At 37.0% G+C, this 26676-nt stretch carries 16 protein-coding genes and 2 pseudogenes; 7 read left to right on the forward strand and 11 right to left on the reverse strand.

Features of this window, described 5'->3' with window-relative positions; translation table 11 throughout:
* Positions 1 to 124 precede the first annotated feature (124 nt).
* From I9192_RS14580 to I9192_RS14605, 6 genes are all read left to right on the forward strand, one after another.
* Positions 125 to 538 carry a RidA family protein gene (locus tag I9192_RS14580; protein ID WP_004829077.1) on the forward strand — a complete coding sequence of 138 codons (414 nt, stop codon included), beginning with the start codon at positions 125 to 127 and terminating at the stop codon, positions 536 to 538.
* 24 nt (positions 539 to 562) lie between these two features.
* Positions 563 to 1234 (forward strand): DUF1028 domain-containing protein, encoded by a 672-nt coding sequence (locus tag I9192_RS14585; RefSeq protein ID WP_004829078.1) that lies wholly within the window; start codon positions 563 to 565, stop codon positions 1232 to 1234.
* Positions 1235 to 1269: 35 nt separating this feature from the next.
* A complete protein-coding gene (locus tag I9192_RS14590) occupies positions 1270 to 2256 on the forward strand; it encodes a LysR family transcriptional regulator (RefSeq protein ID WP_005032594.1) in 987 nt (328 codons plus the stop codon).
* Entirely contained in the window at positions 2249 to 3391 is a 1143-nt protein-coding gene (gene argE / locus I9192_RS14595; RefSeq protein ID WP_005032595.1) for an acetylornithine deacetylase, read from the forward strand. The genes I9192_RS14590 and argE overlap by 8 nt, the downstream gene beginning before the upstream one ends.
* Before the next feature lie 206 nt (positions 3392 to 3597).
* Positions 3598 to 5079, forward strand: coding sequence for an aldehyde dehydrogenase (locus I9192_RS14600; RefSeq protein WP_005032597.1), 1482 nt, complete (start codon positions 3598 to 3600; stop codon positions 5077 to 5079).
* 346 nt (positions 5080 to 5425) lie between these two features.
* The gene (locus I9192_RS14605; protein ID WP_005032599.1) at positions 5426 to 6124 is read left to right on the forward strand and encodes a DUF1826 domain-containing protein; all 699 of its coding nucleotides are present in this window, start codon (positions 5426 to 5428) and stop codon (positions 6122 to 6124) included.
* 405 nt (positions 6125 to 6529) lie between these two features.
* On the opposite strand, the gene I9192_RS14610 is transcribed toward I9192_RS14605, so the two are convergent.
* The 6 genes and pseudogenes from I9192_RS14610 to I9192_RS14645 form a co-directional block, all read right to left on the reverse strand.
* The gene (locus tag I9192_RS14610; RefSeq protein ID WP_004829124.1) at positions 6530 to 7084 is read right to left on the reverse strand and encodes a hypothetical protein; all 555 of its coding nucleotides are present in this window, start codon (positions 7082 to 7084) and stop codon (positions 6530 to 6532) included.
* A 101-nt stretch (positions 7085 to 7185) separates the two neighbouring features.
* Positions 7186 to 7482 carry a hypothetical protein gene (locus I9192_RS14615; protein ID WP_005032601.1) on the reverse strand — a complete coding sequence of 99 codons (297 nt, stop codon included), beginning with the start codon at positions 7480 to 7482 and terminating at the stop codon, positions 7186 to 7188.
* A 54-nt stretch (positions 7483 to 7536) separates the two neighbouring features.
* Positions 7537 to 7824, reverse strand: a pseudogene (locus I9192_RS14620) (VENN motif pre-toxin domain-containing protein); the annotation flags it as partial.
* A 104-nt stretch (positions 7825 to 7928) separates the two neighbouring features.
* Positions 7929 to 8789 carry an Imm49 family immunity protein gene (locus I9192_RS14625; RefSeq protein ID WP_151800970.1) on the reverse strand — a complete coding sequence of 287 codons (861 nt, stop codon included), beginning with the start codon at positions 8787 to 8789 and terminating at the stop codon, positions 7929 to 7931.
* Positions 8790 to 9775: 986 nt separating this feature from the next.
* A pseudogene (locus I9192_RS22585) lies at positions 9776 to 10219 on the reverse strand (VENN motif pre-toxin domain-containing protein); the annotation flags it as partial.
* A gap of 147 nt (positions 10220 to 10366) precedes the next feature.
* Positions 10367 to 10702: a hypothetical protein gene (locus I9192_RS14645; protein WP_005032609.1), complete on the reverse strand. Its 336-nt coding sequence runs from the start codon at positions 10700 to 10702 to the stop codon at positions 10367 to 10369.
* A 149-nt stretch (positions 10703 to 10851) separates the two neighbouring features.
* Between I9192_RS14645 and I9192_RS14650 the strand changes: the two genes are divergently transcribed.
* Positions 10852 to 11877 carry an IS30-like element ISAba125 family transposase gene (locus I9192_RS14650; RefSeq protein WP_001988464.1) on the forward strand — a complete coding sequence of 342 codons (1026 nt, stop codon included), beginning with the start codon at positions 10852 to 10854 and terminating at the stop codon, positions 11875 to 11877.
* A gap of 253 nt (positions 11878 to 12130) precedes the next feature.
* Here I9192_RS14650 and I9192_RS14655 read toward each other — a convergent pair whose 3' ends face one another.
* The 5 genes from I9192_RS14655 to I9192_RS14675 are packed head-to-tail and all read right to left on the reverse strand — an operon-like array spanning position 12131 to position 26639.
* On the reverse strand, positions 12131 to 12601 hold the full coding sequence (locus tag I9192_RS14655; protein WP_005032611.1) for an SMI1/KNR4 family protein: 471 nt from the start codon (positions 12599 to 12601) through the stop codon (positions 12131 to 12133).
* 14 nt (positions 12602 to 12615) lie between these two features.
* Entirely contained in the window at positions 12616 to 12774 is a 159-nt protein-coding gene (locus I9192_RS22590; RefSeq protein ID WP_010591123.1) for an HNH endonuclease, read from the reverse strand.
* 54 nt (positions 12775 to 12828) lie between these two features.
* Positions 12829 to 13101 carry a hypothetical protein gene (locus tag I9192_RS14665; protein WP_005032613.1) on the reverse strand — a complete coding sequence of 91 codons (273 nt, stop codon included), beginning with the start codon at positions 13099 to 13101 and terminating at the stop codon, positions 12829 to 12831.
* Positions 13102 to 13157: 56 nt separating this feature from the next.
* Entirely contained in the window at positions 13158 to 14183 is a 1026-nt protein-coding gene (locus tag I9192_RS14670; RefSeq protein WP_001988464.1) for an IS30-like element ISAba125 family transposase, read from the reverse strand.
* Between the two features lie 12 nt (positions 14184 to 14195).
* The gene (locus I9192_RS14675) at positions 14196 to 26639 is read right to left on the reverse strand and encodes a two-partner secretion domain-containing protein (protein ID WP_200149876.1); all 12444 of its coding nucleotides are present in this window, start codon (positions 26637 to 26639) and stop codon (positions 14196 to 14198) included.
* Positions 26640 to 26676: the final 37 nt, after the last annotated feature.

Genomic DNA, 26676 nt, shown 5'->3' on the forward strand with positions numbered 1-26676 from the left:
TAAATTTTTATTGCGCTTTAGATTGCTACGGAAAAACTAAATTAATAGAAAGGAAAACACAAATTGTGACTCTAAGCGAAGTCAGCATACTAGATGAATACTTTCATTGACTTAGGACGCAGCTGTGAAACATACCCGTATTCGGACTTTTAATACTCAAAAAACCTATCCAGAACAAAACTTGGACAATGATCTTTGCCAAGCTGTGGTGGCACGTGGTCGCACTGTATTCCTTCGTGGGCAAATTGGGCAAAATCTAGATACATCTGAAAGTGTCGCGCTTGCTGATGTCAAAGGTCAAACTGAACAAGCCATGTTTAACATCGACATGCTGCTTAAAGAAGCAGGAGGTGAGTTAGCTGACATTTGTAAAATCACCATATATATCGTCGATCCACGTTATCGTGAAGATGTCTATCGTGTCGTAGGTAAATGGCTTAAAGGCGTCTATCCCGTTTCAACTGGAATCGTTGTTTCTGCTTTAGCTCGACCTGAGTGGCTTGTAGAAGTCGATGCGACTGCTGTGATTCCTGATTAAAATAAGCAACGACACGAGAACGTTATGACATTTTCAATTATTGCAAGATGTAGTGAAACAGGACAATTTGGTGCTGCGATCAGTTCATCCTCTCCCGCTGTTGCCGCAAGATGTATTCGTGCCAAAGCTGGTGTCGGGGTTGCAGCAAGTCAAAATATAACCGACCCAAGTTTGGCCAACATTTTACTTGAAATGACCAAATACAATATATCACCACATCGCGCGATCACGGAATTAACTAGAAATACAGATTTCATAGAATATCGACAGTTGAGTTTATTAGATGCCGTGAATGAGCCTTTTGCATTTAGTGGAGAACACACCTTAGGGATTTATGCACAACATATTGGGAAGCATGCAGTATGTGCAGGTAATTTACTCGCAAATGATCAAGTGCCCCATGTTATGCTGAAACAGTTCGAACAAAGTAAAGGTGTTTTAGCAGAACGTTTGCTCAAAGCACTAAAAGCTGGAGAACAGGCTGGTGGGGAAGCTGGAGCAATACATTCTGCTGGTCTTTTAGTTGTTGACAAGTTGGAATGGCCAATCATTGATTTACGCGTAGACTGGTCAGAGCGACCCATTTCCGATCTCATCGAACTATGGCAGATTTATCAACCGCAAATTGATGATTATATATTAAGAGCATTAGATCCAATGCGCGCGCGTAGCTTTGGTGTTCCAGGAAATGAATAAACCTTTTTAGGGTATACAATGGAGGTGTATCCAAAGTGTTAAATCGAATTTCTTTAAGACAAATGGAATACTTTGTTGCAACCGCAGAATGTGGCAGCATCATCATTGCTTCGGAGAAGATACATGTATCCTCTCCATCTATTTCCGCTGCAATTGCACATATTGAAGCCGAATTACAAACTCAACTCTTTATCCGACAACATGCCAAAGGCTTAATCCCAACCACTGTGGGCAAAAGTGTCATGTTGGAATGCAAAAAAATCTTAAATCAAGCATCCAGCCTATACTCACTTGCGGCTGAATTTTCAGGTTCAATTCGTGGACCTTTAAAACTTGGGTGCTTTCCTGCTTTTACACCGATGATTTATGCCGACATCATCAATGGCTTTTCCAATTTATATAAGCAAGTTTCTTTAGATCTCTATGAAGATGATCAACAAGCTCTTCTCAATGCACTGATCCGTAACGATATTGATTTGGCTTTAACCTATGACCTGAATATAGATGCAAATATTATTCATTTTGAACCATTAACCAAGTTACCCCCACACGCACTGGTCAGTGAACAGCATCCCTTAGCTTTATTGCCTGCTGTCACCCTAGAGGAACTCTCAACATATCCCATGATTCTTTTAGATATGCCCTTTAGCAATGAATATTTTTTATCGTTATTTAGCACTAAAAATCTCAAACCCAATGTTGTCCGCTCTTCAAAGAATATTGATGTGGTTCGTTCTATGGTTGCCAATAATATTGGTTATACTATATTAAATGTTCGCCCTAAAAATAATTACAGTCTTGATGGTAAGCGATTGATACGAATACGCATTGCTGAAGAACATCGCCCCATGTATATCGGTATAGCAACCCCTAAAAATGTACCAAAGAATATTGTCGTTGAAGCATTTATTAGTCGTTGTAAAAGCTTTATCTCTGATCAATTTATTTCTGGTATGAGCTCTGCTCATTTCTACGATCCCTATATAAAAAACCAAACACAAAAGGACGCCTCAGATGTCTAACTTATCTAGTATTCAATTGCTTCAAAAACTTATTGAATTCGATACGACATCGCATAAAAGTAATTTAGCGCTGATCTCTTATGTCAAAAATCTACTTGAATCTAAGGGAATCAGTATATTTTTAAATTCAAATGCTGAGCAAACCAAAGCCAACTTATTTGCAACGATTGGACCTAAAGACCGAGCTGGCATCTTATTGTCTGGGCATACGGATGTCGTTCCCGTTGAAGGACAAGCATGGAGTAGTAATCCATTTCAAGCATTGATCAAAGATCATAAAATTTATGGTCGGGGTACTGCGGATATGAAGGGGTTCATCGCCTGTGCAATTCACGCCATGATCAAGGCAGTAGACTTGCCTCAACTAAATAAACCACTACATTTATGTCTTTCTTATGATGAAGAAATCGGTTGTATTGGTGTACGCGGTATTCTTGGTTTGCTCTCCGAATTTATTATTCAACCAGAGCTTTGTATCATTGGTGAGCCCACCAGTATGAATATCGCAACAGGTCATAAAGGTAAAGCAGTATTCAAAGCCATATGTCATGGTCAAGAAGGTCACTCTGCTTTAGCACCATTGTATGTCAATGCAATTCATAATGCGCAAAGTTTGATTGAGGCGATTCGCATTACGCAAAAAGAGATCGCAGAAGGTTCTATTTTTGACACGGACTATGATGTACCCTTTAGCACGGTACACATAGGAAAAATACACGGCGGTAAAGCGTTAAATATCGTGCCCAATGAATGTATCTTAGATTATGAGATTCGTAATATTGCTGAACAAACAACAGATACCATACAAGAAAAAATTTTTAATTATATTGAACAGAGTCCTTCTGCAAAATTTGTCAATATTCAGGAAATCAATCAATACCCCGGACTGAATACATCGACGACCATTCAAGCGGTTAAATTCTTACAATCACTGCTCAAACCCGAAACTGAATTACAGAAAATATCATTTGGTACAGAAGGCGGATTATTTCAACAGCAATTGAATACGGCTGTGTTAGTTTGTGGTCCAGGTTCGATTCAAGTCGCACACAAGCCTGATGAATATATCGAAATTTCTCAGATGGATGAATGTGATGCTTTTTTTGAGCGTTTGCTCAATCATATTGCCGCTTAAACATGATGCAGACTGCAAAATTTTATTTCAAAACGATATAAAGGTTCAACTGTTTTACTAGATGAAGTATTGATATCTATAAGAAAATAGGGATGCCTAGTAATTTGTTTTTTCTAAAGCAAAAGCTTATATAAAACGAATTCACAACCTGATCTAAAAATTATACGGTTTATTGTGCCATAACATTAAAATTCTAAGGAAACTCAATGAAACTCAAACAGGATTGGTTGGATCAACTTTCTCAAATTAAACTCCCAAAGTCTTATTTTATAGCAGGACAATATGTTGAGGCTAAACAAACATACCCTATCACAAACCCTGCCACTGGCGAGTTTTTAGTCAGCATGTCAGCATGTGATGCACAAGAAGTCAATCAAGCTGTGCAACATGCCAGAAATACATTTCAAAGCGGGGTGTGGTCACGATTAGCTCCACGTGAACGTAAACAGAAACTCAAAAAACTTGCAGAACTGATTCTTGAGCATGCTGAAGAACTTGCCTTACTTGAAAGTCTCAATGTGGGCAAACCGATTCAAGATTCACTCAATGTTGATATTCCCGGTGCAGCATTCTGTTTTGAGTGGTATGCGGAAAGCATCGATAAAATGTATGATGAAATTGCCCCGACCCACCACGATCAGTTGGCGATGATTTTTCGTGAACCCATCGGGGTTGTTGCAGCTGTTGTGCCGTGGAACTTTCCACTGGATTTAGCGAGTTGGAAACTTGCACCTGCATTGGCAACAGGCAATTGCGTGCTGTTAAAGCCTGCTGAACAATCTCCTTTTACGGCACTTAAACTGGCAGAACTTGCCCAACAGGCAGGAATCCCAGATGGTGTTTTGCAAGTCCTTACAGGCTTAGGGCAAGTCACTGGACAAGCCATAGGACGCCACCCTGATATTGATTGTTTGGTCTTCACAGGCTCGACGGAAACAGCCAAAAAGTTTTTAGTTTATTCAGCTGAATCCAATATGAAGCCTGTTTGGCCTGAAACAGGCGGAAAAAGTGCCAATATTATCTTTGCAGATGCAAATATTGATCAAGCCCTTGATAAAGCGATTTTTGGGGCTTTCTATAATCAAGGTGAAGTGTGTTCTGCAAATTCGCGTATATTATTGGAACGCAGTATTGCACCACAATTTATTCAAAAATTTGTCGAAAAAGCCAAAAATATCAAGATTGGGCATCCACTTGATCCCAATACCCAAATGGGTTGCTTAATTGATCGCCAACATGCCAACAATGTACGACTAGCAATTGACCAAGCTAAGGCACAAGGTGCTGAATGTCATAGCATTACTTTAAATTTAGATGATGATTTAGATCAAGCAAGCTATATTGCGCCAACAATTTTGACTGGCGTTACAGCAGAATTCGATATCTTTCACCAAGAGGTTTTTGGTCCAGTGGTGAGCATCACGACCTTTGAAACTCAAGAAGAAGCAATCGAACTTGCTAATCACTCAATCTATGGACTTGCCGCTTCGATCTGGACGCAAGATATCCAAAAAGCCATCATTCTTTCCAAGCAACTTTTAGTTGGGACTGTATCCATCAATACCGTAGATGCTTTAGATGTCTGCACACCTTTCGGTGGATACAAGCAATCTGGCTTTGGTCGTGATTTATCGCTACATGCAATCGATAAGTTTACTCAATTAAAGACTACTTGGATTCAACTTTAAGCCATCGTTTTTATATGAATAGATGCGATGCATAGCGCTTAGGTAACATCAGAATGTAAGTATAGCCTGCATGATGCTTTTTCAAATTTAATCTGACAGTTTAATCCAATTATAGTGACTGTCAGATTGATATTTATTTGAAGAATATTAATCAATTAACGATATAAAATTTTAATATAATTGAAAAGAGTTGAGCCTTTTATGATTTTTGTCATGTAAAATTCTTTAAATTATATCCACTATTGCTACAATATCCTACTATAGAGACAGTGTTATAGCTTTTAATCCCCACCTCTAAAACTAAGTTAAAGTCTTCAATCTATTTTCCCTATTATGATCCATCTCTATGACCCATACTTTTTCAGACCATCCTCAAATTCGCCTTGTTTCTAGTTTTGACGAACTGATCAAAACAGCATTTCAAGGTGATACCAATGCAATGTGTTGGCACAGAAATTTAACGGGCGATTTTAAAGAGATTGTGTCTAAACTCGAGTTAAAAGAAAATATTACTGAAGTTTCTGAGGAAGATCTTTTTGCTTTAAAACTTACTGAACAAGGTGAACTGGCAAGAGAAATCATTTTAAAAGATATAAAACAATTAACGCTGCTTGGTGCTTCGCCTACACTAAACCTCATTCAATATTATGAACGTGATGAGGAATTAGAATTCATTTCAACTGATGTTTATTCCTTCCATGTTGACCGCTCTCCGATTGAAACAGATACTTTCTTATGCACTTATCATGGCGCGTCTAGTGATATTCTACCAAACGCTGAGGCTGAGCAAAAAATACTTATTCCTGAAATTCGAGAAAAACTTAAAGCACTCCATGATGGGTCAGCAGCAGAGTTTGAAAACTTTTTAAAAGACTATTTTTTTGATTTACATTATCAGCCTAAACCCAACGCCGTACCGATTAACTTAGGCTTAGGTCATCTTTGGCGTTTAGCCGTTGATCATCCAACACAGCAAGTTTTGCCTTGTGTTCATCGAGCCCCAGTCGAAAGTGATGGAGAGTATCGCTTGTTGTTGATTTGTTAGGGGGGCGTGTAGGATCAAGTCAGAAGGTAATATACTTCAATCATCGGTATAGTAATTTATACCTCGATTTCCTTAAATTACTCCGCAATAAACCTTTTTTACTTCCTAAGCCCCTTTCAAAATATACCTTATAAGTTGAATTATTGAAATTTGAGAGAATAAGTTATAACTATCGCATGTTCGACCAAATGCAGAAGCTTGAATATATCCCCCAACATCTTTTTCCTTACCAAGTTTACCTACAGCAGTTTCTCGCCTATCTCGTACGCCTGTATTTTCCAAATCTGGAGTAAAAATAATTTATAAAAAGACAGAATAGATTCAATATATTAAATTTTTCAAATAAAATACGATTATTCTATTCTGTGCACTCAAAGTCAAAAAATTACATTTGCACTGTAAAAACTATAGTACTTCCACATTACCTAATGGTACTTTTATATTACCTACATATTCTTCAATTAAATAAGAACAACCTGAATTAACATTTATTGCTAGAAAATAATTTTTATTTTCTTCAAACTGAACTTTAAAAATCTTTGTTTTACAGAACTCTGTTCTAGCACCATTATTATAGCTGTATGTCATGGAGATTAGAATAGGTCTATTAGCTGGAACTTTAAACTCGCCATAATTTAAATTATTTGTTGGGACATTAGGCATACCCAAACTTTTAGGAGTATATTCAAATTTTGTTGCTCCTAACATACCTGATGTCTTTACACTCGTGAAAGCATCTCCTTTATCTTTATCATTTTTTATATCCTCTTTTTTGATAGAGTTTGGAAAAATTCGTATACTTTCACCTAACCCATAAAAAACCCGAACATTTGCAGTTTTACCAGTGACAGGTTCTTTATATCGAACTCCCTGATTTAAGATTGAATCATTTATTTTATTTATACTTGCACAACCAGTTGCAAATATAAATAAAAAAATTAATAATAGGTGTTTTTTCATAAAGACCTTCTTGTATTTTTCCATATAATCAAAATGTCAAATATTTAAAATCATTGACTGCATTTTTCTTGCTGTAATTTATTTAGTAATACGATTTGATTTTAATAACTTTCAATCAAATCATCAAGATTACCTGTAAGGCTATGATCAAATAATGCCAGCGGATTCAGACTCAATAATGCAGCCGCTGCATTCATTGCATTACCGGTACTAGCTATTTTTTTCTGTTTTTTTAAGTCATCTAGATTAACTAATGTACTTTTAAGAGTATCCTTAACCTGATCACAGTTCGCCATTTTAGACAAGTCTGCCGTTTCTGTATTCTGGTGTGAAGGTTGAATACTATTGCATGCAGTCATAATAAAAGAAAAACTAAAAATAATGAAATTTTTTGTCATAAATTAACTCCAATAATGTTAAAAATATTAATCTTTTCAAATTTACTCACATTATTCCTCTTGTGATAAAAAATTATCCTGAACAGCAACCTGCGCAACTTGTCCACTCTGAACTGTACTTGATACATCACCTGTAGTCGCTCCAACGCCAGAGGCGACTAATCCAGTGATTGCACTGATCGTACTTTTTTCATCTGCCGTTAAATCTTTTGCATCCTTACCATATAAGAAATTAGATAAAACTGGTGCGGCTGCCTCAGTTCCTCCTGCTGAAAGTCCAGCAGTCAATGCATCATTTCCTCCCGCTGCTGCAACTGCTGCACCTAGAACGGTATGGGCTATACTTTCTTCACATTGTTTTCACAAGTCATATTTTTCCTAATATTTTTCAATAGGTTTTTTTTAATAAATTCTACCCAAGATTTGAATACCTCAATCCATTATTATTATTTTTTTCCAAACAATCTCCCTAAAAAGCTTTTTGGTTTCCAGTTCGGGTCTAAAAAGTCGTAATGATAATCGTAATGCTCTAAAGGTTTTATTGGCATAAGTTCCATTGGAACAAGCGGATTATCTATTTCTATCTCAAGTCCATTCATCCATGCCAATTTGGTAAACATAACTGGATGATGTGACCAAATTTCTCCACTAAACTCTTCGCCAAAATCTTTGTTGTATGCTTTGTGTACTTTTGGTTTTAGTAAAGTCTGTATAATATCTATAATTTTATCTTTATCCTTATGATAAATTGCATCATATACACCAAATTCAAACTCTACTACTTCTCTTAATTTATTAATTTTTTGGTTGGCTATGTCTTTTATTCGTTGATAATCTTCCCAATCATGTCGTAAAACTGCCTGCATAGCATGAGTACGATATCTTGGATCATCTTTAGATGGTTTAAATTTTGCTTCTTCATAACTAGGCTCATAGTCACCCCAAAGTAAATGAACTGTATCAAGATTAGCAAACTTTTTAATCACTTCCTCACTGTCAGATAAAATTGGAAAGATAAACTCATCAGGAGTAGACATTGTATAAGAGAATCCACCAGGATATCTTGCACTTTCTACCCTTAATAAGCTTGACACATAAAACCATTGTTTTAATTGCTTTACATTTTGCTCAAAAATATAACTTTTAAAGCCATTATAGATACAATATGTTGCTAAAGACTCATAAACTGCGCCTTGTTGCTGATTTTTCTTTAGCCTTTCAGTAATTAAGTTAACTTTATTTTTGTCGCCATCTTCATAAAAAATTTCTAGGCTTTGAAATTGATTTAATAAATTATATTTCATCATTTTGCAACCTTATTACCAAGATTTAAAGTAACTGCACGCCCTTCATTAACACCAAGTACAATCTTATTGATTGGTTTACTTTGCTCAACAGCATCGCTTATTAGTTTTGCCGTTTTAATAGCATCAGGGTTATTTGTACGAGCTAATACACTTGTTCTACTCTTAATCCATTTGTCTGACATCTGAACACCGATATCATTCGGTGAGTTTTTGTTATCACTTAACTTTACTGAACCTCTTTCTTTTAAAGGCTTTACTTCAACAACATAAATTTCGCCATTCTTCATGTAAACACCATCAAAACAATTACTTCCACACTTACTTTCAAGTTTTGTATAACCACTATTCTTAAAGTAACTATCCGCAATTTCTTCTCGTAAAATACCAGATTTATTATTATCTGTATTATTGAGTAATTGCTGTTGTTTATTTAAAACTTCTTTTGGCGGATCAATAATTTTCCCATTTTCAGTAATTTGCTTCGCACTAATATTTCCTGATGTTGAGGTTTTGACTGAAGGTAATTTTGCAGGATCATTTTCTAATATTCGTTTAATACTAGTCAAGTTTCCAACTTGACCACCTTCGTATCCGAGTTTCTTACCCCCTATTGCACCTACACCTAAACTGGTAAACACTTCCACCTGTGTTCTTTGTGCATTCGCTACTTTTTCAGGATCTCCACTATTTAAGTCAATATAAGATTGTTCAATTGCTGCTGCTTGTTTCTTTAAGTTATTAATTTTTAAAAAATCAATAACTGCCTGCCCTTTCAGACGATTATTTTCCATTGCATCTGCACATGCAGAGCTTCCTAATGGACAATGTATTGCTGATACTGCTGTATCACCAAATGCATCAGCTATCATTAATATACCATCGGCAACGCTCCCTAAACCTTTGATAGCGCCTTGATCTATTGGATGTTTTACTTTAGATGAAAGCCCATTGAAAAATTCATTAACATTTTTGCGTAAATCATCTCCTGCTAAAGAGTTATTCTCCACCGCATTCTGCGCAACTTGACCACTTTGAACTGTACTTGATACATCACCTGTAGTCGCTCCAACGCCAGAGGCGACTAATCCAGTGATTACACTGATCGTACTCTTTTCATCTGCCGTTAGATCTTTCGCATCCTTACCATATAAGTATTGCGCAAGTTTTGGTGCTGCTGCTTCCGCTCCACCCGCTGAAAGCCCAGCAGTCAATGCATCATTTCCTCCCGCTGCTGCAACTGCTGCACCTAGAACGGTATGCGCTAAAATATGCGCTGTACTTCCTTCTGCATCCTTAGATTTAAAGTATTGACCTATCTCATAACTTGCTACAGGACTTAATGTTGCTGTCGCTATGCCTAAACCTGAACTCGTAGGCGCTGACAATCCTGTTGATATCGTATCAACCAATACACCTAGTTTTTGATAGCTTAGATTTGGTCTCAGTGGAAGTCCTAATATTCACTATTAAAACTTACAAAAATAATTTACTGGCTCTTATAATTGGAATATTTTATCCACTTAATTTCCAAAAATTTACTCTTAAAAAAACCTCTAAAATTTTAGAGGTTTCTTGCATTAATCATTAAATTCACCCATACATGACTGTATTTCATAAATAAACTGCGTTTTTGCTTTTCCTTGTTCATCTAGATTTAATATAAACTTCCTCCAATCACCACCTGTATGTGACTGCATTTCATCATGAAGTTCCTGGCTAAATTTTATAATCAAATCGTAATTAAAATCTGGAGGTAAATACTCTGTATGATTGCGAAAGAAAAATACCCCATATTCAGACCACCCCTCATCAGGATTAAATTTGTATTCGAATCTCCATGAATCATAATCAAAAGGTCGATATTTATGTACTTCTTGTACAATTTTATTCAATATCTCAAATTGCAATTGCATTATTTACCACCACCTGCTTCATTTTTAAAGACTTGCTCAAACTCCCCCATCAACTTTAAATGTTAATCTTAAGCTCTTAGGTCTTAATGAGCTAGGGCAGAGTAAAACTTGAAGTGCGACATAAACCACCTAATTAATTTAAAGGGTTTATGGAGTATATAAAATTGTCATACCATCATCTTAACTTTGAAGATCGTACTGCATTAATGCTTGAGTCAAGAAAAGAAGGCTTTTCAGCCAGAAAATTTGCTGAACTCATTAAAAGACATCCTAGTACGATCTATCGTGAGCTTAAAAGAAATAGCATCAATGACGTTTATCAAGCTCAATATGCTTCTGATAACACTTTTGCTAGACGTAGACGTGGTCACAGAAAACTCAAAATCGATTCAATCCTCTGGAAATTTATTGTTGAAGCGATCCGTTGTTTATGGTCTCCTCAGCAAATAGCAAAGCGTTTAAAGACATTTCCTGATTTGGATCAAACAATGAATGTAAGCCATACAACGATTTATTCAACGATACGAGCATTACCCAAGGGTGAGTTGAAAAAAGACTTATTATCCTGTCTACGTCATGAAAATAAAAAGCGAAAAGCTAACGGTGAACCTAAAAAAGATTCTATATTACAGGATATTAAAACTATTCATGAGCGCCCAGCCGAAGTTCAAGAAAGAAAAATACCGGGTCATTGGGAAGCTGATTTAATTAAAGGTAAAGACAATAAAAGTTCGATAGCAACACTTATTGAACGAAATACACGGCTCTGTATCTTGGCAACATTACCTGATGCAAAGGCAGAATCAGTGCGCAAGGCTTTAACTGAAGCTCTGAAATATTTACCTGCAGAACTGCGTAAAACGTTGACCTATGACCGTGGACGTGAGATGTCAGAACATAAAATACTCGAAGAAGATTTAGGCATAGATGTATATTTCTGTGACCCACATTCACCCTGGCAAAAAGGCACATGCGAAAATATGAATGGTTTAATTAGGCAATATTTACCTAAAGGGATTGATTTAAATCAGGCAGATCAGCATTATTTAAATCAAGTTGCCATGTCACTGAATACTCGTCCTAGAAAGGCGTTAGATTGGCTTACACCATTAGAGAAATTTGCTCAGCTTGTTGATTATCATATGGCTTTTGAAACTGTCGCACCTCATGTTTGAATTCGCCTAGAATCACTTCTCATAAACATAATTTTTATTTTTTATTTTTTATTTTTTATTTTTTATTTTTTATTTTTTATTTTTTATTTTTTATTTTTTATTTTTTATTTTTTATTTTTTATTTTTTATTTTTTATTTTTTATTTTTTATTTTTTATTTTTCAAATATATTTATATTAATTTTATATTTTATTTTCTACAGATTAAAATATGAGAGCTGTTAAGCAAATAACAGCCCTTTTTATTAATATCTACTATTCATGTAACAAATTTAAAAAATCATCAAAATTATTAGCTACATTATTAACAACCATAGAACTTGCTCCATCTTCATAATCAACAAAGTCATCATGATAAACCAATACTATTTTGGGTTCTGTACCTTCAATATTATCTCTATAATCAAAACAAATATAGTCACCATTTGCGCATATTCCAAAAACAACTAGATTTTTTATACCATAATTTTCAAGATCATTTACATTACTCTGATTGCTTAAAATATCACCATCCAAATGATCAGTTTTAAAACTTAAAAAATTTAAATCCCGCTCATCTTCTTTTTTATAAATATTTTTAAAATCAAAAATATTTTCAACTGGAGATAAAGCATCATGATCTTTTATTAAATTAATATAACTTGTAGGAAAGTTATATCCTAAAATACTCTCAACTTCATGTATTATATCTAAGGATACTTGTCCATTATCATCATAAATACGCATCTTATTTTCCTACCTTAATTATTACCACTTGATAAAGAATTTTGTCCTGTATGAGGTACAGCTTTATTCGAATGAAATTCAGCTGGAACTAATTGCATATTTTTTGGTGATGATTGAGCATTGTGGTCCCATGTATAACCATCAATTTGAGATTCTCCTAAACGCAATTGCACTAATTGACTATATGAAAATTCAGAATTTTAGCAATCCATTAAAAAAATAGTATTTTAAGGGAGTTCATAACCAGAATTCTTCATATTTTCAATAATTAGCTCATCAAACTGTTCATCACTTATTCCTCTTATTGATTTTATACTTCTCCAATTCCATATTAATGGTAAAACTTTGCTGTCTAACATTGTAAAATGAGCTAAAAACATATCTGCTAAGTCATATTTATCTAAAATATTATTCTCTAAAAGAAATGAATTGAATACTTCACTTGGCCTTTTACCACTTAATATTTCATTAAAAGATTCACTATTTTCCGAATATGACATATGTTACTCCTCCACTGCTTTCAATTTCTTCAACTTTTGTATAACCATGGGCGAATTCAAACATGAGGTGCGACAGTTTCAAAAGCCATATGATAATCAACAAGCTGAGCAAATTTCTCTAATGGTGTAAGCCAATCTAACGCCTTTCTAGGACGAGTATTCAGTGACATGGCAACTTGATTTAAATAATGCTGATCTGCCTGATTTAAATCAATCCCTTTAGGTAAATATTGCCTAATTAAACCATTCATATTTTCGCATGTGCCTTTTTGCCAGGGTGAATGTGGGTCACAGAAATATACATCTATGCCTAAATCTTCTTCGAGTATTTTATGTTCTGACATCTCACGTCCACGGTCATAGGTCAACGTTTTACGCAGTTCTGCAGGTAAATATTTCAGAGCTTCAGTTAAAGCCTTGCGCACTGATTCTGCCTTTGCATCAGGTAATGTTGCCAAGATACAGAGCCGTGTATTTCGTTCAATAAGTGTTGCTATCGAACTTTTATTGTCTTTACCTTTAATTAAATCAGCTTCCCAATGACCCGGTATTTTTCTTTCTTGAACTTCGGCTGGGCGCTCATGAATAGTTTTAATATCCTGTAATATAGAATCTTTTTTAGGTTCACCGTTAGCTTTTCGCTTTTTATTTTCATGACGTAGACAGGATAATAAGTCTTTTTTCAACTCACCCTTGGGTAATGCTCGTATCGTTGAATAAATCGTTGTATGGCTTACATTCATTGTTTGATCCAAATCAGGAAATGTCTTTAAACGCTTTGCTATTTGCTGAGGAGACCATAAACAACGGATCGCTTCAACAATAAATTTCCAGAGGATTGAATCGATTTTGAGTTTTCTGTGACCACGTCTACGTCTAGCAAAAGTGTTATCAGAAGCATATTGAGCTTGATAAACGTCATTGATGCTATTTCTTTTAAGCTCACGATAGATCGTACTAGGATGTCTTTTAATGAGTTCAGCAAATTTTCTGGCTGAAAAGCCTTCTTTTCTTGACTCAAGCATTAATGCAGTACGATCTTCAAAGTTAAGATGATGGTATGACAATTTTATATACTCCATAAACCCTTTAAATTAATTAGGTGGTTTATGTCGCACTTCAAGTTTTACTCTGCCATGTCTTTGAGCAATTTTTCCTGTCCAAGTATTTAGTGCAGCATCATTAGGTGACATACCTTTTGCTAAATTAGCAGAATATTGTGCTGTATTAACACTATCGGTTCCTGAAATCCATGCCCCACGTATTTTATTTACTTGTATACCCTCCTGATTCAAACGTTGAATTGCACTACTAAACATATCAACACCAGATGCATTCATATAAGGATGATCAGGTGCTGATCTTATATCAAAACCTAAAATACCATTTTTATCAACATTAACAATTATCCCTGCTACACCTTCAGGATTCCCATACCTCATGGTTATAATTCCATTCTGATTTTTGAAAATAAATTCATCAGTAATATCAATTTTTGGTTTAGGAATAGTAGTACTACTTGAAGAATTACTCTTTGATTCTAAATCACTAAGACCACTATTTTTATTTGAATCACTTCCCACAGCCATAGTCGCCCCAATAACTTCAGATTTTCCTACATCTCCATTTGCATCGGGCTTTCCAGTCATGGTAGTTGCTCCACCATTGACATCAGGTGTCCCAGCTACCGTTGCAGGTTTTGGTGTTAAATGATCATCGACGTTTTTAACGACTTCTTGCAGGGCTTTACCCGTTTCAGTAGTCGCTTTCTTCCCAACTGCACCAATACCAGCTCCACCTATCAACTCACCATATATTTGTGCTTCAAGTCTCGCTTTCTCATAGTCATCTTGTTGCATCTGGTATAGATCTAATGTGGTCGTGTATTTTTCTCTATTAATCGCTTCAGCATCTATAACTTTTTGCGCAATTTCTGGGGCGTTTTTAATAACCGTAGCTGTTGTATCTATCGCCTTTTGAGTACTTTCAGCAGGTTTTTCAACAAAATCAACAATCCCATTTAATATATTCCATCCTGTTTCTACAGCACCTTCGATACCTGTTTTTAATCCTTCAACAGTTCCTACAGCTGTACCCGCATCACGTTTTAATGGTTGAAGTAATTGATCACCAAGACCAAGTTCACTACTTTTAATTGCCCCATGATCCTGAATAAACTCTTTTTTATCGTTGTAATTTGCTGATTTTGTATCCGCACTTCCTCCAAGAGTATTTGTTAGAAATACATCTTTATTTTTAAAATCATCTGGCGATGCAGTAAAACCTTTACCCTCAGTATCTATATAAGTTTTAGCCTTTTCTATTTCAGAATCAGTTAAATGACCTGCATATGTATCCCTTGTTGCCTCGACTCGAATCGTTGGAAATGCACCACCATTTGGTGCAGTGATTTCTAAGTTAGGTAACCCATCACTATTCAAATCACTTACAGAAGTGTTGGCAGTTTTAGCACGTAAATATTGATAGCCTTCTTGATATTTTGATATTTCTGATTCAGATAGACTCCGATCAATACTATTTTTCCACCCTTCATCGATATTGTATAAAGCGCCTCGGGTTAAGATTGTTTTCGCATCATCTTCACTAATTCCTTTTTCTTTTGCATATTCTTTCGCTAGCTTTTGAATGAGATTAACTTCTTCTCGATGCAACTGACGATTATTTGAATCGACATTTACTGCTGTGCCTACAATTGACGTATTTAATCCAACCACAGTTCCTGCACCAAATAGTGCCAAACTGCTTACACCGTTAACAACTGCCTCTGCGCTATCAGTTTTCATTCCTTTTTCAGTCAATGTTTTGACCATATTTTCTTGAATTTTATTTAGTGTAGGTGCAGCTGCTGCAATACCACTTGTTGTTAAAGCACCTTCTATTGAACCTGTACTTAAAGCACCAATAGCTGTATGCATTGCAACTCGATAAACTCCTCCTTCATCCCATTTTTTTGCTTCTGCCTCATTTCCAAGTAATCTTTGTTTTAATGCTTGTTGTTGTGCATAGTCAGCTACAGCCTTAGGCGCATTCTCTCCAAACTTCTTCGTCACTTCCATCTGCAAATTGATTTCACTTTGAACCTTGTCTTTATCAAAGTTATTTTTTAACGCACCACTATTTTCTCGGGCTGTATCTGTTGTCACACTGGTCAAGATGTCTGACTTGATCTGCTCAGCGGTTTTACCTGTTAATGCTTGCTGACCTTGTTCATCTCGAATGGTGATATTTGTCGTATTGATACCGCTCTTGGTCACACTACTGTCTTTATCACTGTCTAAACCAAAACCGATCGACTTACTTACACCTGTAGTCGTGGATGCATGCTGATCAATTTTGTTTGGTGTAGAAAGTACAGTATCAGGGGTTTTACCACCTTTTTCATCGCTTTTGCCTGCATTAAACCCTGCACTTAAGCTAATACCTTTGGCATCATACTCACTGACATTACGAATATCTGAATGCGTCAATGTGCCTGTATCCAAAATATTTTTCTTTAAGTTTTCAGCAGTTTGTGTCGAGGTAATGATCGCTCCTTTCAAATCAGTATTATTCTTCACCTTGATCTGATAACCATCATCTCCAGCGAAAACTCCTGACTGTTCGTTTACCGATGCATAATTGGCATTTACATTCGACTTACTAAAACTGCCTGATGCATTAGCACCATTGGTTCCGACACTAACTTGCCCTGAGATATTTTGTTGCTTGCTTTGATAGGTTGCTTTGTCTTGTAAGCTTTCGATATTTAGTTCATTGGCATCAATCTGTACACCTTTACCTTGTACCTGACCACCAATAATATTGGTTGCATTTCCACTACTGATCGTGGTTGAACTGTCTTTAGAACCAATATGACTGTTCACATAACTGGTGTCTGTCCCATTGCCTTTGCCTTTTCCAAGATTTCCTCCAGCAGTGACCCCAAACCCTGTTTGATTACTGACTGAAACCCCTGCATTCCAACCTGCACTCTTGTTGCCAGACGCTTCAATGGTTTTTTGTTCAGCCGCTTTTATGTTGACATCATGATCGGCTGCCAAATGAGTCCCTTGCATACCCACAACATCCGAACCAATGATATTGATATTGGATTTTTCACCTGCGCCTGTGGCAACAATATTGGTTTTGCCACCTGCATAAACTTGACTTTGGCTGGCTGTACTACTTTGTGTCTGACTAAATTGAGTATTTTTCTGCTCTCCGTAAGTCAGACTTACGCTGACTTCGACATTTCCATTCAGCTTACTTGCATCCGACAGTGCACCTTGTAATTTGCCTAAAGCCTGTCCCGCTTTATAAGCATCAAAACCAGCATTGGCTGCTGCCATGGCATTGACACGATCATTCTTACTCTGACCCACTTGCTTGCTTGAATCCACTACGGATTGCACTGCACTGACCACTGGAACATTCACAGCAAGGGTTAAGCCCTTTTGCTCCATTTCATATTTATAATCACGGGTACTTTGTTCTTTTGCAGCTTCAATATTGACTTGTTGTGCCAATATATTTACATCGCCATTTTGTGAGGAAACCGTACTTCCCGTCTGTTGGTAAGTTTTGCCTGCAATGATATTGGTATTGCCATTTAAACTGCCAACCATTGAACCTGTGTTGGTCGATTGGGTATTTTGTTGTTCTGTCAGCTCTTTCTTTGAACCTACACTAAAACCAATCCCACCACTCGACATCAACCCAGATTTTTTAACGCTCGACTCTGAATAATCTAAATATTTATTTTCAGCACCCGTAATACTAACATTCTCTTTCGCCTGAATCTGCGTGAGTTCATCTGAAATAATATTACTGCCACGAATATTGATATTGTTGGCATCAAGAATGACATTTTTACCATCAATTGTGCTAGCAATCGCTTCATTACTCATGTTTCGTACGCGACCTTTCTCTGTAGTCGTGCTAAATGTACTCTTGTCTTTGGTTTTATAGGCAGTCTCTGAATCTGAAAGTTTTCGACCCTCAGAAATATCGATCTTCTGTTGTGCTGAAAGTATCGTTGAACCTTGTTCACTAGAAATTTGTGAACCTTTCACTGATATATTTTCAGCTTGAAAACGTGTATCGCCAGCACTCTGAATGAATGAACCAATATCTTGCTGTTTTTTATCATAGTTGTAGTTATCCTTATTGGTATAACCACGATTATTCACAGAAGTATTTACACCTTCTATGTTGAGATTTCCTTGCGTCTTAAGCAGACTCGAACCATTAAGGTTAATAATTTCAGTGCCTTTTAATGAAGTATTGCCACCAACATTAATCACCAAAGTAGTACTTAACGGATCTGTCTTGTAATCTGCTAAATTTAAAGACGAACCAACATAAAGCCCGGCTTGACGGTCAAAGCCCTCACGCGTAAATACGCTTGCACCGAGATTATTCACAGTGCTCTGAGTTGTACTATGTTGGTTAAAATCACCGCCAATATTAAGTTTTGCTGAATCAATTGCCTTAATCGTTCCACCAATATTATTTAAATCTTTAGTAGTATTGAGTTCAACACGGTTCGCCTGCATCCGCCCACCGAGTTGATTGATGCTATCTGCTGAGATTTGTAATGCTTCACGTCCAGCAATTGTCGCACTATTGAGTACATCGCCTTGTACATTCAATCGCACCTGATTTGCACTGACTAAGGTACCATCACCCTTTAAATCACTTGCACGGGCTTTTACATAGACTTGTGGTACCAGTGCCTTGGTCGTTGTACCGTCCGCAAGTTTAATGGTTTTTTCTTCTAACCACACAATATCAGTGGTGAGTTGTGCAATTTGTGCAGCCGTCAATGCAATCCCAGGACGTAAATTATAATTTTTAGCAAAGGTTAGACCATTATTCATTAAAGCCTTATATTGGGCTTCATCATTTGCATAACCTTGTAAAAATCTAAATCCTGTCAATTGCGCAATTTGATCTTGAACCAATCGTTGTTCGTAATAGCCATCTCCCAAGCGTTTTTGTTTCAATGCTGGGTCAAGATCCATCGCATCTAACATATAGTCCGAAGACAACCATTGTTTATAGTTGATAAATGCTGGATCGGTTTCTACTAAATATTTTGATTGGCTCTCTGTATTCGTACTAAAAAGTGCATTGCTTGGCAAGCTCATGAAGTCCATAGATACACTACGGATTTCAAGATCACCTTGACCTTTGACCCCTGTTGTTTGCGCTGCATTTGCTTGTAATTTTTCAGCAGAATCCAGAGATTGAAGATTTTGCGCTTGTGAGTTGACCTGCGCTTTTTCTCCAGAGTTCACATCTAATTGATCAGGTGTATTGGGTGTATTTGTTTCTTGACCATTTGCAGTAACGGATTGCCCAGCATTTACATTTATATCGACCTGTTGACTTTGTTGTTGACGATCTACCAATTGCTCTGGGGTATTAACAGTATCTGTGGTGATAGTTGCATGATTGCCTGTACTCACCGCTGAAATATTCTGATTTAAGGTATGATTTTTAACATTCCCCAACCATTGATTCACAGGCAAATCAATTTCTTTAATTTCATCTGCAGGATTATAGGTTTGTGACTTATTCCACTTACGTTCGTGATAGCGTTTAAAACCGCCACGCCAATTCGAATAAGTATATGTACTGATCCCAGATTGTTTGAGTATTTGCTGACCTTTACCATCAATATTATTTACAGCCTGTGCAAGCTCAGCATTGAGTTTTCCACCAGCAAGTACATAACTCTTATCATTTTTAAAAGCATCAGCATAAATATTGAGATCACCACCAGCAATAATTTCTGCTGGAGCAGAAGTCACAACCTGACTTTCAAACTTGGTTTCTTTAACTTCGTACTGTGTCCATGCTTTTATTTCCGTATTATCAAATTTTAAATTATAGGCTTGAATTGCCTCATCTAATTGTTGATAAGCAGTTTCGTCACTCGAACTCCATGCATCTAAATCCTTTTTATATTGGGCTTGCGCTTGATCATAAGTCTGCTGATCTTTTTGGTATTGCGTATACGCTGTTTGATATGCTGCACATGCAACAGCATCATAACCTAAACCAACTTCACAACTTGACTGTCCTGTTGGGGGAACAGGTTGAACTAAGGTTGGCGCTTCAGGTGCATCTGTTGATGGTGGTGTAATATTAAAATATGCCCATACAGGATCTGACTTTTTGTAATTAACATTACAACTTTGCTCATCTCCAGTTCCAACACAGTTGACTGATTCAACATTCGGGATCGGCGTTTCACCCAGTTTAATATTTTCAGGCAACACATTTGGCGTCGTATCATAACGATATAGCCCTGCACGACTCCAATTTTTCCAATATAAATTTTCTACTGGGATCTTTGTCGTTTTGTCTTTAGGCTGGATATAAATTTTGTCAGTTACCCCACCAATTTGAACGAGTTTTGTTTCAAAATTTTGATTAATATTATTAATATTTTTTGCAATAAGGGTCATATCTCCCAATGACTCGATACGTGCACTTAAATTATTGACAGTATGTGCTTGTCCTTGGGCTTTTAAATCAGGGTTTAATTTGCCCCCAATCGTTAAATCTCCTGCACTGAAGATCCAAGCATTGTCTCTAGCACTTTCTTTAACAACGCCACCTGACTGATTGTTTAAGATTTGAATCCCTAAATCCATATCACCGCGTGATGCGATCACAGCGCCTGTACCGAAAGAGTTGGACTTGTTATCCAGAGTATTGGCTTGAATCGCAACATGTGTACCATAAATTCGTGCACCATCATTCCAAACACGATTGGCTTGAATATGGGTGAGCTCACCATTGATTAAGCCTTGGTTGTGTAGGGTATCTTGTGCAATCAGACGCGTCTCATTCGATGAAATACTCGCACCTGTTTGATTTTGAATATTTTTTGCATTGAGTTCAACTTTTTGCCCTGCTGTCAATTCAGACTGATTGATTAAATCCTGTTCTGTACTGAGTTTCAGTGTGCCATTCGCAGAAATTTGATCTGCTTGGGTATGGGTATAGCTTTGCTTTAAGTCGATATCGACATTACCCTCACTGACGATCTTACCTTTATTGATCAATTCATTGGCTTTCAGATTGAGTTGATTTTTTGCGAGTAACTCACCATCTGTATTATTTAAATTCAGCGTCTTATTCACTGTACCAATGCTAAGTGTATTCAAACTACTGATTGAACCCAATTGGTTGCTCAATTGGTTGTTGATATTCAATATTGCATTGTCGCTGGCGCGAATCACACCAGCTTGGTTATCGAGAGTTAGTGCATTGATTTCAATATTTTTAGCATCAAGCCCACCTAGTACAGTGCTATCTTTGGTCTGTGCATTGATGAATTGATTAGCGGTTGCGGTCAGTTTTTCACCTGCAACAATATGACTGCCTACACCACTGTTATTGATCGTATCCGAATTTAAACTGACATTTTGCTGTGCCTGAATTTGCCCAGCAAGGTTATCAATACGCCCATCCGATGTTTGCTGATGAATGTTTAAGTCTGCTTGGCTATTGATTTGACCGCTATTGTTATTGATATTCTGCGCAGCAATGTTGGCTGAACCAATTGCCGCAATATAACCACGAGTATTTTCAAGCTGAGTAATATTGAGCAGATCAAGACTACCTTGGCTGAGTATTCCAGCATTGTTACCTGAATTATTATTCAGCAAGGCATTTTGTTGTGTATCAATCTTAACTGACTGTTCAGCCTGAATTAAACCTGTTTGGTTATCCAATTTGCCTGTTTTTAAATCTACAGTTTTGGCAATGATTTTACCGTTTTGATTACTGAGCTGCTGTTTTTGGGTATCAATACTGAGCTGATTCTGTGTCGCAATCTGCCCAGCTGTATTATCTAAACCAACACTATTTAAACTTGCATTTTGTGCTGCATAAATATCCCCTTTTTGATTAAGCAACTGTCCTTGTGCTGCAATGTAAATATCTGATTTTTCTGATCTGATCGTACCTTCAGTATTATCTAAAAGGCGGCTTTGAATATCTAAATTTTTTCCAGCAAGCAATACGCCATTATTATTTTGAATATCCCCTTGAACATCAATTTGCGCTTGATCCTCTGAGTAGATCTGCCCTTGCTGATTGTTCAGTTGCTTGGCGTTTAAACCCAACTGATTTTTGCTATAAATCGTGCCTGTTTGGTTATCGATTCCACTCGCCTGAATATCAGCATCTGTACCCGCAAAGATTTCTCCCTTTTGGTTATCTAAATCCTGTTGAACCTGTAAAGTGAGTTTATTTTGTTCTGAGCGGATTTTACCTGCGGTATTGTGAATACTATTGGCTTGTATTTGTACGTGTTGATTGGCTGCAATAGTACCAGATTGGTTGTTGAGTTGATCTGCAACATTGAGATGTAATTGATCTTTGGCGTAAACAGTACCATCAGTATTATCAACTTGTTTTACCGTTGCATTAAGCGCCTGTCCTGCAATCACTTTACCTTTTTGGTTGCTGAGATTTTGTGCATTCAGATCAATAGATTTACCTGCCGAAATTTCTCCCGCTTGGTTACTGATATCCTTTTGCACATTCAGTTTAAGTTGATCTTGTTGTGAACGAATTTGTCCTGCATTATTGATGACAGAACCAGCTATGAGATCAGTCAATTGTTCAGCAGCAACAACACCTTGAGTATTGTTTAGCTCAGTTGTTGCCGAAAGTTGTAATTGTTCACCAGCGTAAACCACACCCTCAGTATTATCTAAGTTGTTCAGTTGAATATCGGCACTTGCACCCGACTGAATTTTACCTTTTTGTGATGTAACGTTCTGCGCTTTTAGATTCAGATTTTTTGCTGCTGAGATTAAGCCACGGTTGTTCTGAATATCTTGAACAATTCTTAAATTGGAATTGGCATTTTCTGAACGGATTTGTCCTACATGATTCAATAAGTGCTGTGTATTTAGGTTTAGATTTTGTTCTGCTGCAAGGGTACCTGCACTGTTGTCAGTTGTACCTGAGACATTGAGATCCAGTTGTTTCTTAGCGTAAATTGTCCCAGATTGATTATTCAAATCTGTGACTTCGAGTTGTGTATCGGTACCTGAAAGCAGTTGCCCAGCTTGGTTTTCAACTTGGGCAGCCATGATATTAAGTGCATTTGCACTTTGAATACTTCCAGATTGGTTGTTTAAAGTTTCAGCAATGATGAGATTCGCATCACCAGATTCAGTCTGAATCTGACCTTTGTGATTATTTAGATTTTTTGCATCTAGTATAAGGTGCTGTTTTGCAGCAATTAAACCCTGTTGGTTAGACACATCTTGTGTTGCATGCAGTCCAAATTTTCCTGCTGCGTAGACAGTACCTGTGTCATTATTCAATAGAGTTGTTGCTATAACTGCATCACGTCCTGCAATAATTTTACCTGACTGGTTATCGAGTTGTTGTGTCACCAGTTTTAGGTCTTTGTCAGCAAGTGTTTGAATCACACCTTGCTGATTATTCAGCTTCGATATATTGAGCTGAGCATCACCAGCAGCACTGATCACACCAGAGGTATTATTCAATGTTTGCGCAACATTCACATTCAATTGCCCATTGGCATCACTTTGAATTAGTTGCCCTTGTTGATGACTGAGCTCAGTTGCTTTTAAATCAATATTTTGTGCGGCAGTAAGCGCTTGATCTAAATTGGTAATGCCTAGATCAAGTTTTAGATGGCTATTACTTTGGATCTTACTCTGTTGTCCTTGTAGGTTTTTTGCAGTGATTTTTAACTGTTGATCACCCGCATGTAAAATTTCACCCGCTTTGGAATTTAAAGTGTTGGTTTTAATTTCAGTATTGTCGGCATTAGTAATGATCTGACCTGCATTGTTATCAATCCGATTTGCCACATCCAGAATAAAATCATTTTTACCTGTGTGTTGAATTAAACCTTGGTCGTTATTGAGTTGTACTGTATTGAGATTGATCTGTTCTGCGCTATATTGCCCTTTTTCATTGTCAATATTTTGTGTTGCAATTAAATCCAATTGTTGATTTACAATGATTTTGGCATTGTTGGTCTTCAATTCAGTGGTTGCAATATTGATATTCTGCGCTTGGCTTTCACTTTGGCTTAAGTCTGTGCTTTGAGCTGCTTTAATTTGAATTTGTTTGCCTGATAAAATCTTACCTGCAATCTGTACATTTTGTGCATCAAGAGTCAATGTGGCATCAGCATTGCTCAGTTTCCCTTCTGAATCCAATCCAGCAGCCCATACCGCATTTTTATCACTGGTGATCGTATTTGATTGAACATTGATTTTATTTAGTGCCGCAAGCTGACCATATTGTTGCAACTGATTCACTGTTAAATCAGCACTATTGCCAGCATAAATTTGTCCCGTACTTTGTAACTGCAAGGCATTCAATTTGAGATTTTGCCCAGCAATCAAATGACCTGCTGAATCTTGCGTCGTACCATTATCAATTTGATCAACATTGATCGTTAGATCTGCCTTTTTCGCTTGAATTGTGCCTTGCTGATTATTTAGACTTTGTCCATTGAGTTGAACATTTTGCGCAGAAATCTCTCCCTGACGATTATCTAAAGTTTGGATAGAAAGCTCAGCATCCGCGTTGACTGAACCAATAACACCTTGTGAATTATTGGTGGTCTTAGAGTTTAAACTTAATCTATCTACTGCAAGGATTTGACCTTGGTTGTTATTAATCTCTGTTGAATTTAAATTGAAAGCCTTAGCACTTTGCACACGTCCCTGTGTATTATTCAGCTGAACTGCATTGAGATCAAAGCTTTGATTGGCATCAATCAAGCCTTTTTGGTTATCTACCTGCTGTGCCGTGATATTTATCACTTTAGCCGTCAATTTACCTTGTTGGTTTTCGAAATTTTGTCCATTAAATTGCAATTCAGGCAGTTGAATTTCACCGCTATTATTTTTAATACTGTCTCGTACATTTAAGCTAATGTCGGCATTGTTAACAATTGCACCCTCAATATTACTCATGTCTTGCGCAATCTGAATATTGCCTGCTTCGAAAGTTTTTGGTGTTAAATCTATTGGCGCAACTTCAACTTTACTCGAATCTTGTGCGGAAGACTGTTGCTCTGGATCCGTCACACTCGGCGTTGTTGTTCCGCCTGATGTTCCACCTGTTCCGCTACTCTCTTTCGTCGCCTGTCCAACCAAACCTTGAGTATTGTCTAAAGTTTTTGCATGAATATTCAGCTGTTGCTGACCTGTTTGCTCAATTTTACCTTTATTGTTGCTTAAGTTTTGTGCAGTAAAATCAATACGCCCAGCATTGATGACACCCTCATTATTGTCAATCTTGGCTTGCGCTTTGAGTTTAATTTCATCATTGGTCGCAATCAAACCGCTGTTCTGAATATTTTCAGCTTGAATTTGGATCTGATGCTGGGTACTGCTGATATTGCCACTATTCTTAACCTGTTGAGCTTCAACAATAATTTGATCTTTGTTAGCAATCATATTACCCGTATTGATCAAATCACCATTGGCATTCAAACTCAGTTGACTTGTAGTCGCATTGATTGAACCTGCATTACGTACACCTAAACCATTTTCAGTTCCCACCAAATAGATTTTTCCAGCATACATACCACCCAATTGACCAACATCAAGGGCAAAGTTAGGCTGAGATGTTGTATTAACACCACTCGTGGCTTTGGCAATTTGTGGTACAGATGGGTCTTGAACATTAATGTCATTTTGACCCAATACCGTTTTTAATTCATTGGCATATAAGCCTGCATTGACATTTAAAGCGCGCGCATAAATATCTGTATACGGGGTTAAGCTTCCATTTAAACCTTTTCCTTCAATCGTGACTTGCCCTTCACGTACTCGGAATGAATCAAGATAGCCTTGATGCATCACCGCCTGACCTGTAGTTAAGGTAAAGCGGTCTGCATTAATTACGCCACAGCCATCACAGACCAAACCTGATGGATTGGCAATGACCACTTGAGCTTGTTTACCTGCGACCTCCAAATAGCCTTTGAGCTGACTTGGATTGCTAGAATTCACTTCATTCAGAATAACCTTGGCTTCACCTTTGGCGAGCCATGGATTACCTTGTACCCAACCGCCCAATTGGGTTTGGGTATTGTTTCGGGCATTATTCAGGATAGCACCTTCTTGCCCCACATCAAATTGAGTATAGGTATTGCGAGATACACCGCCAGCGCTTGGGGTTTGAATATTGACTTGAGTCAATCCATTGCTGGTATTAAGTATGGTCGCTTGTTGTGAGTTTGGTGCAGACTTATCAGCCACAATATGACTTTCAGCGATCGTCGCCATAGGCAAGGTGTAAATTGCTGCCCCTAAGAGACTGACCACTGCAAAATTGACTGGATTTAGCTTTTTATAGGTGATTGAAGATGCACCAGTGATATCTTCTATTTCGATTTCACCTACAGCATGTGATTGTCCTGCTGTTTTTGTTCGGCTTTTTACAATCTCAGCAACTGCAATAAACATTCCACGCGCTTGGCTATAAATAACTCTATAACGGTTCTTATTCATAATGTCTGACCTAATTTTTTAATGTTTTTTCAATATC

It is taken from the genome of Acinetobacter bereziniae, from assembly GCF_016576965.1.
GTDB lineage: Bacteria > Pseudomonadota > Gammaproteobacteria > Pseudomonadales > Moraxellaceae > Acinetobacter > Acinetobacter bereziniae.

Coding starts and splice junctions, on each gene's coding strand:
- I9192_RS14650 (WP_001988464.1), top strand. CDS start 10,852: ATGGAGTATATAAAATTGTCATACCATCATCTTAACTTTGAAGATCGT.
- I9192_RS14670 (WP_001988464.1), bottom strand. CDS start 14,183: ATGGAGTATATAAAATTGTCATACCATCATCTTAACTTTGAAGATCGT.
- I9192_RS14675 (WP_200149876.1), bottom strand. CDS start 26,639: ATGAATAAGAACCGTTATAGAGTTATTTATAGCCAAGCGCGTGGAATG.
- I9192_RS14655 (WP_005032611.1), bottom strand. CDS start 12,601: ATGCGTATTTATGATGATAATGGACAAGTATCCTTAGATATAATACAT.
- I9192_RS14610 (WP_004829124.1), bottom strand. CDS start 7,084: ATGAAAAAACACCTATTATTAATTTTTTTATTTATATTTGCAACTGGT.
- I9192_RS14615 (WP_005032601.1), bottom strand. CDS start 7,482: ATGACAAAAAATTTCATTATTTTTAGTTTTTCTTTTATTATGACTGCA.
- I9192_RS14585 (WP_004829078.1), top strand. CDS start 563: ATGACATTTTCAATTATTGCAAGATGTAGTGAAACAGGACAATTTGGT.
- I9192_RS14645 (WP_005032609.1), bottom strand. CDS start 10,702: ATGCAATTGCAATTTGAGATATTGAATAAAATTGTACAAGAAGTACAT.
- I9192_RS14600 (WP_005032597.1), top strand. CDS start 3,598: ATGAAACTCAAACAGGATTGGTTGGATCAACTTTCTCAAATTAAACTC.
- I9192_RS14665 (WP_005032613.1), bottom strand. CDS start 13,101: ATGTCATATTCGGAAAATAGTGAATCTTTTAATGAAATATTAAGTGGT.
- I9192_RS14605 (WP_005032599.1), top strand. CDS start 5,426: ATGACCCATACTTTTTCAGACCATCCTCAAATTCGCCTTGTTTCTAGT.
- I9192_RS14625 (WP_151800970.1), bottom strand. CDS start 8,789: ATGATGAAATATAATTTATTAAATCAATTTCAAAGCCTAGAAATTTTT.
- argE (WP_005032595.1), top strand. CDS start 2,249: ATGTCTAACTTATCTAGTATTCAATTGCTTCAAAAACTTATTGAATTC.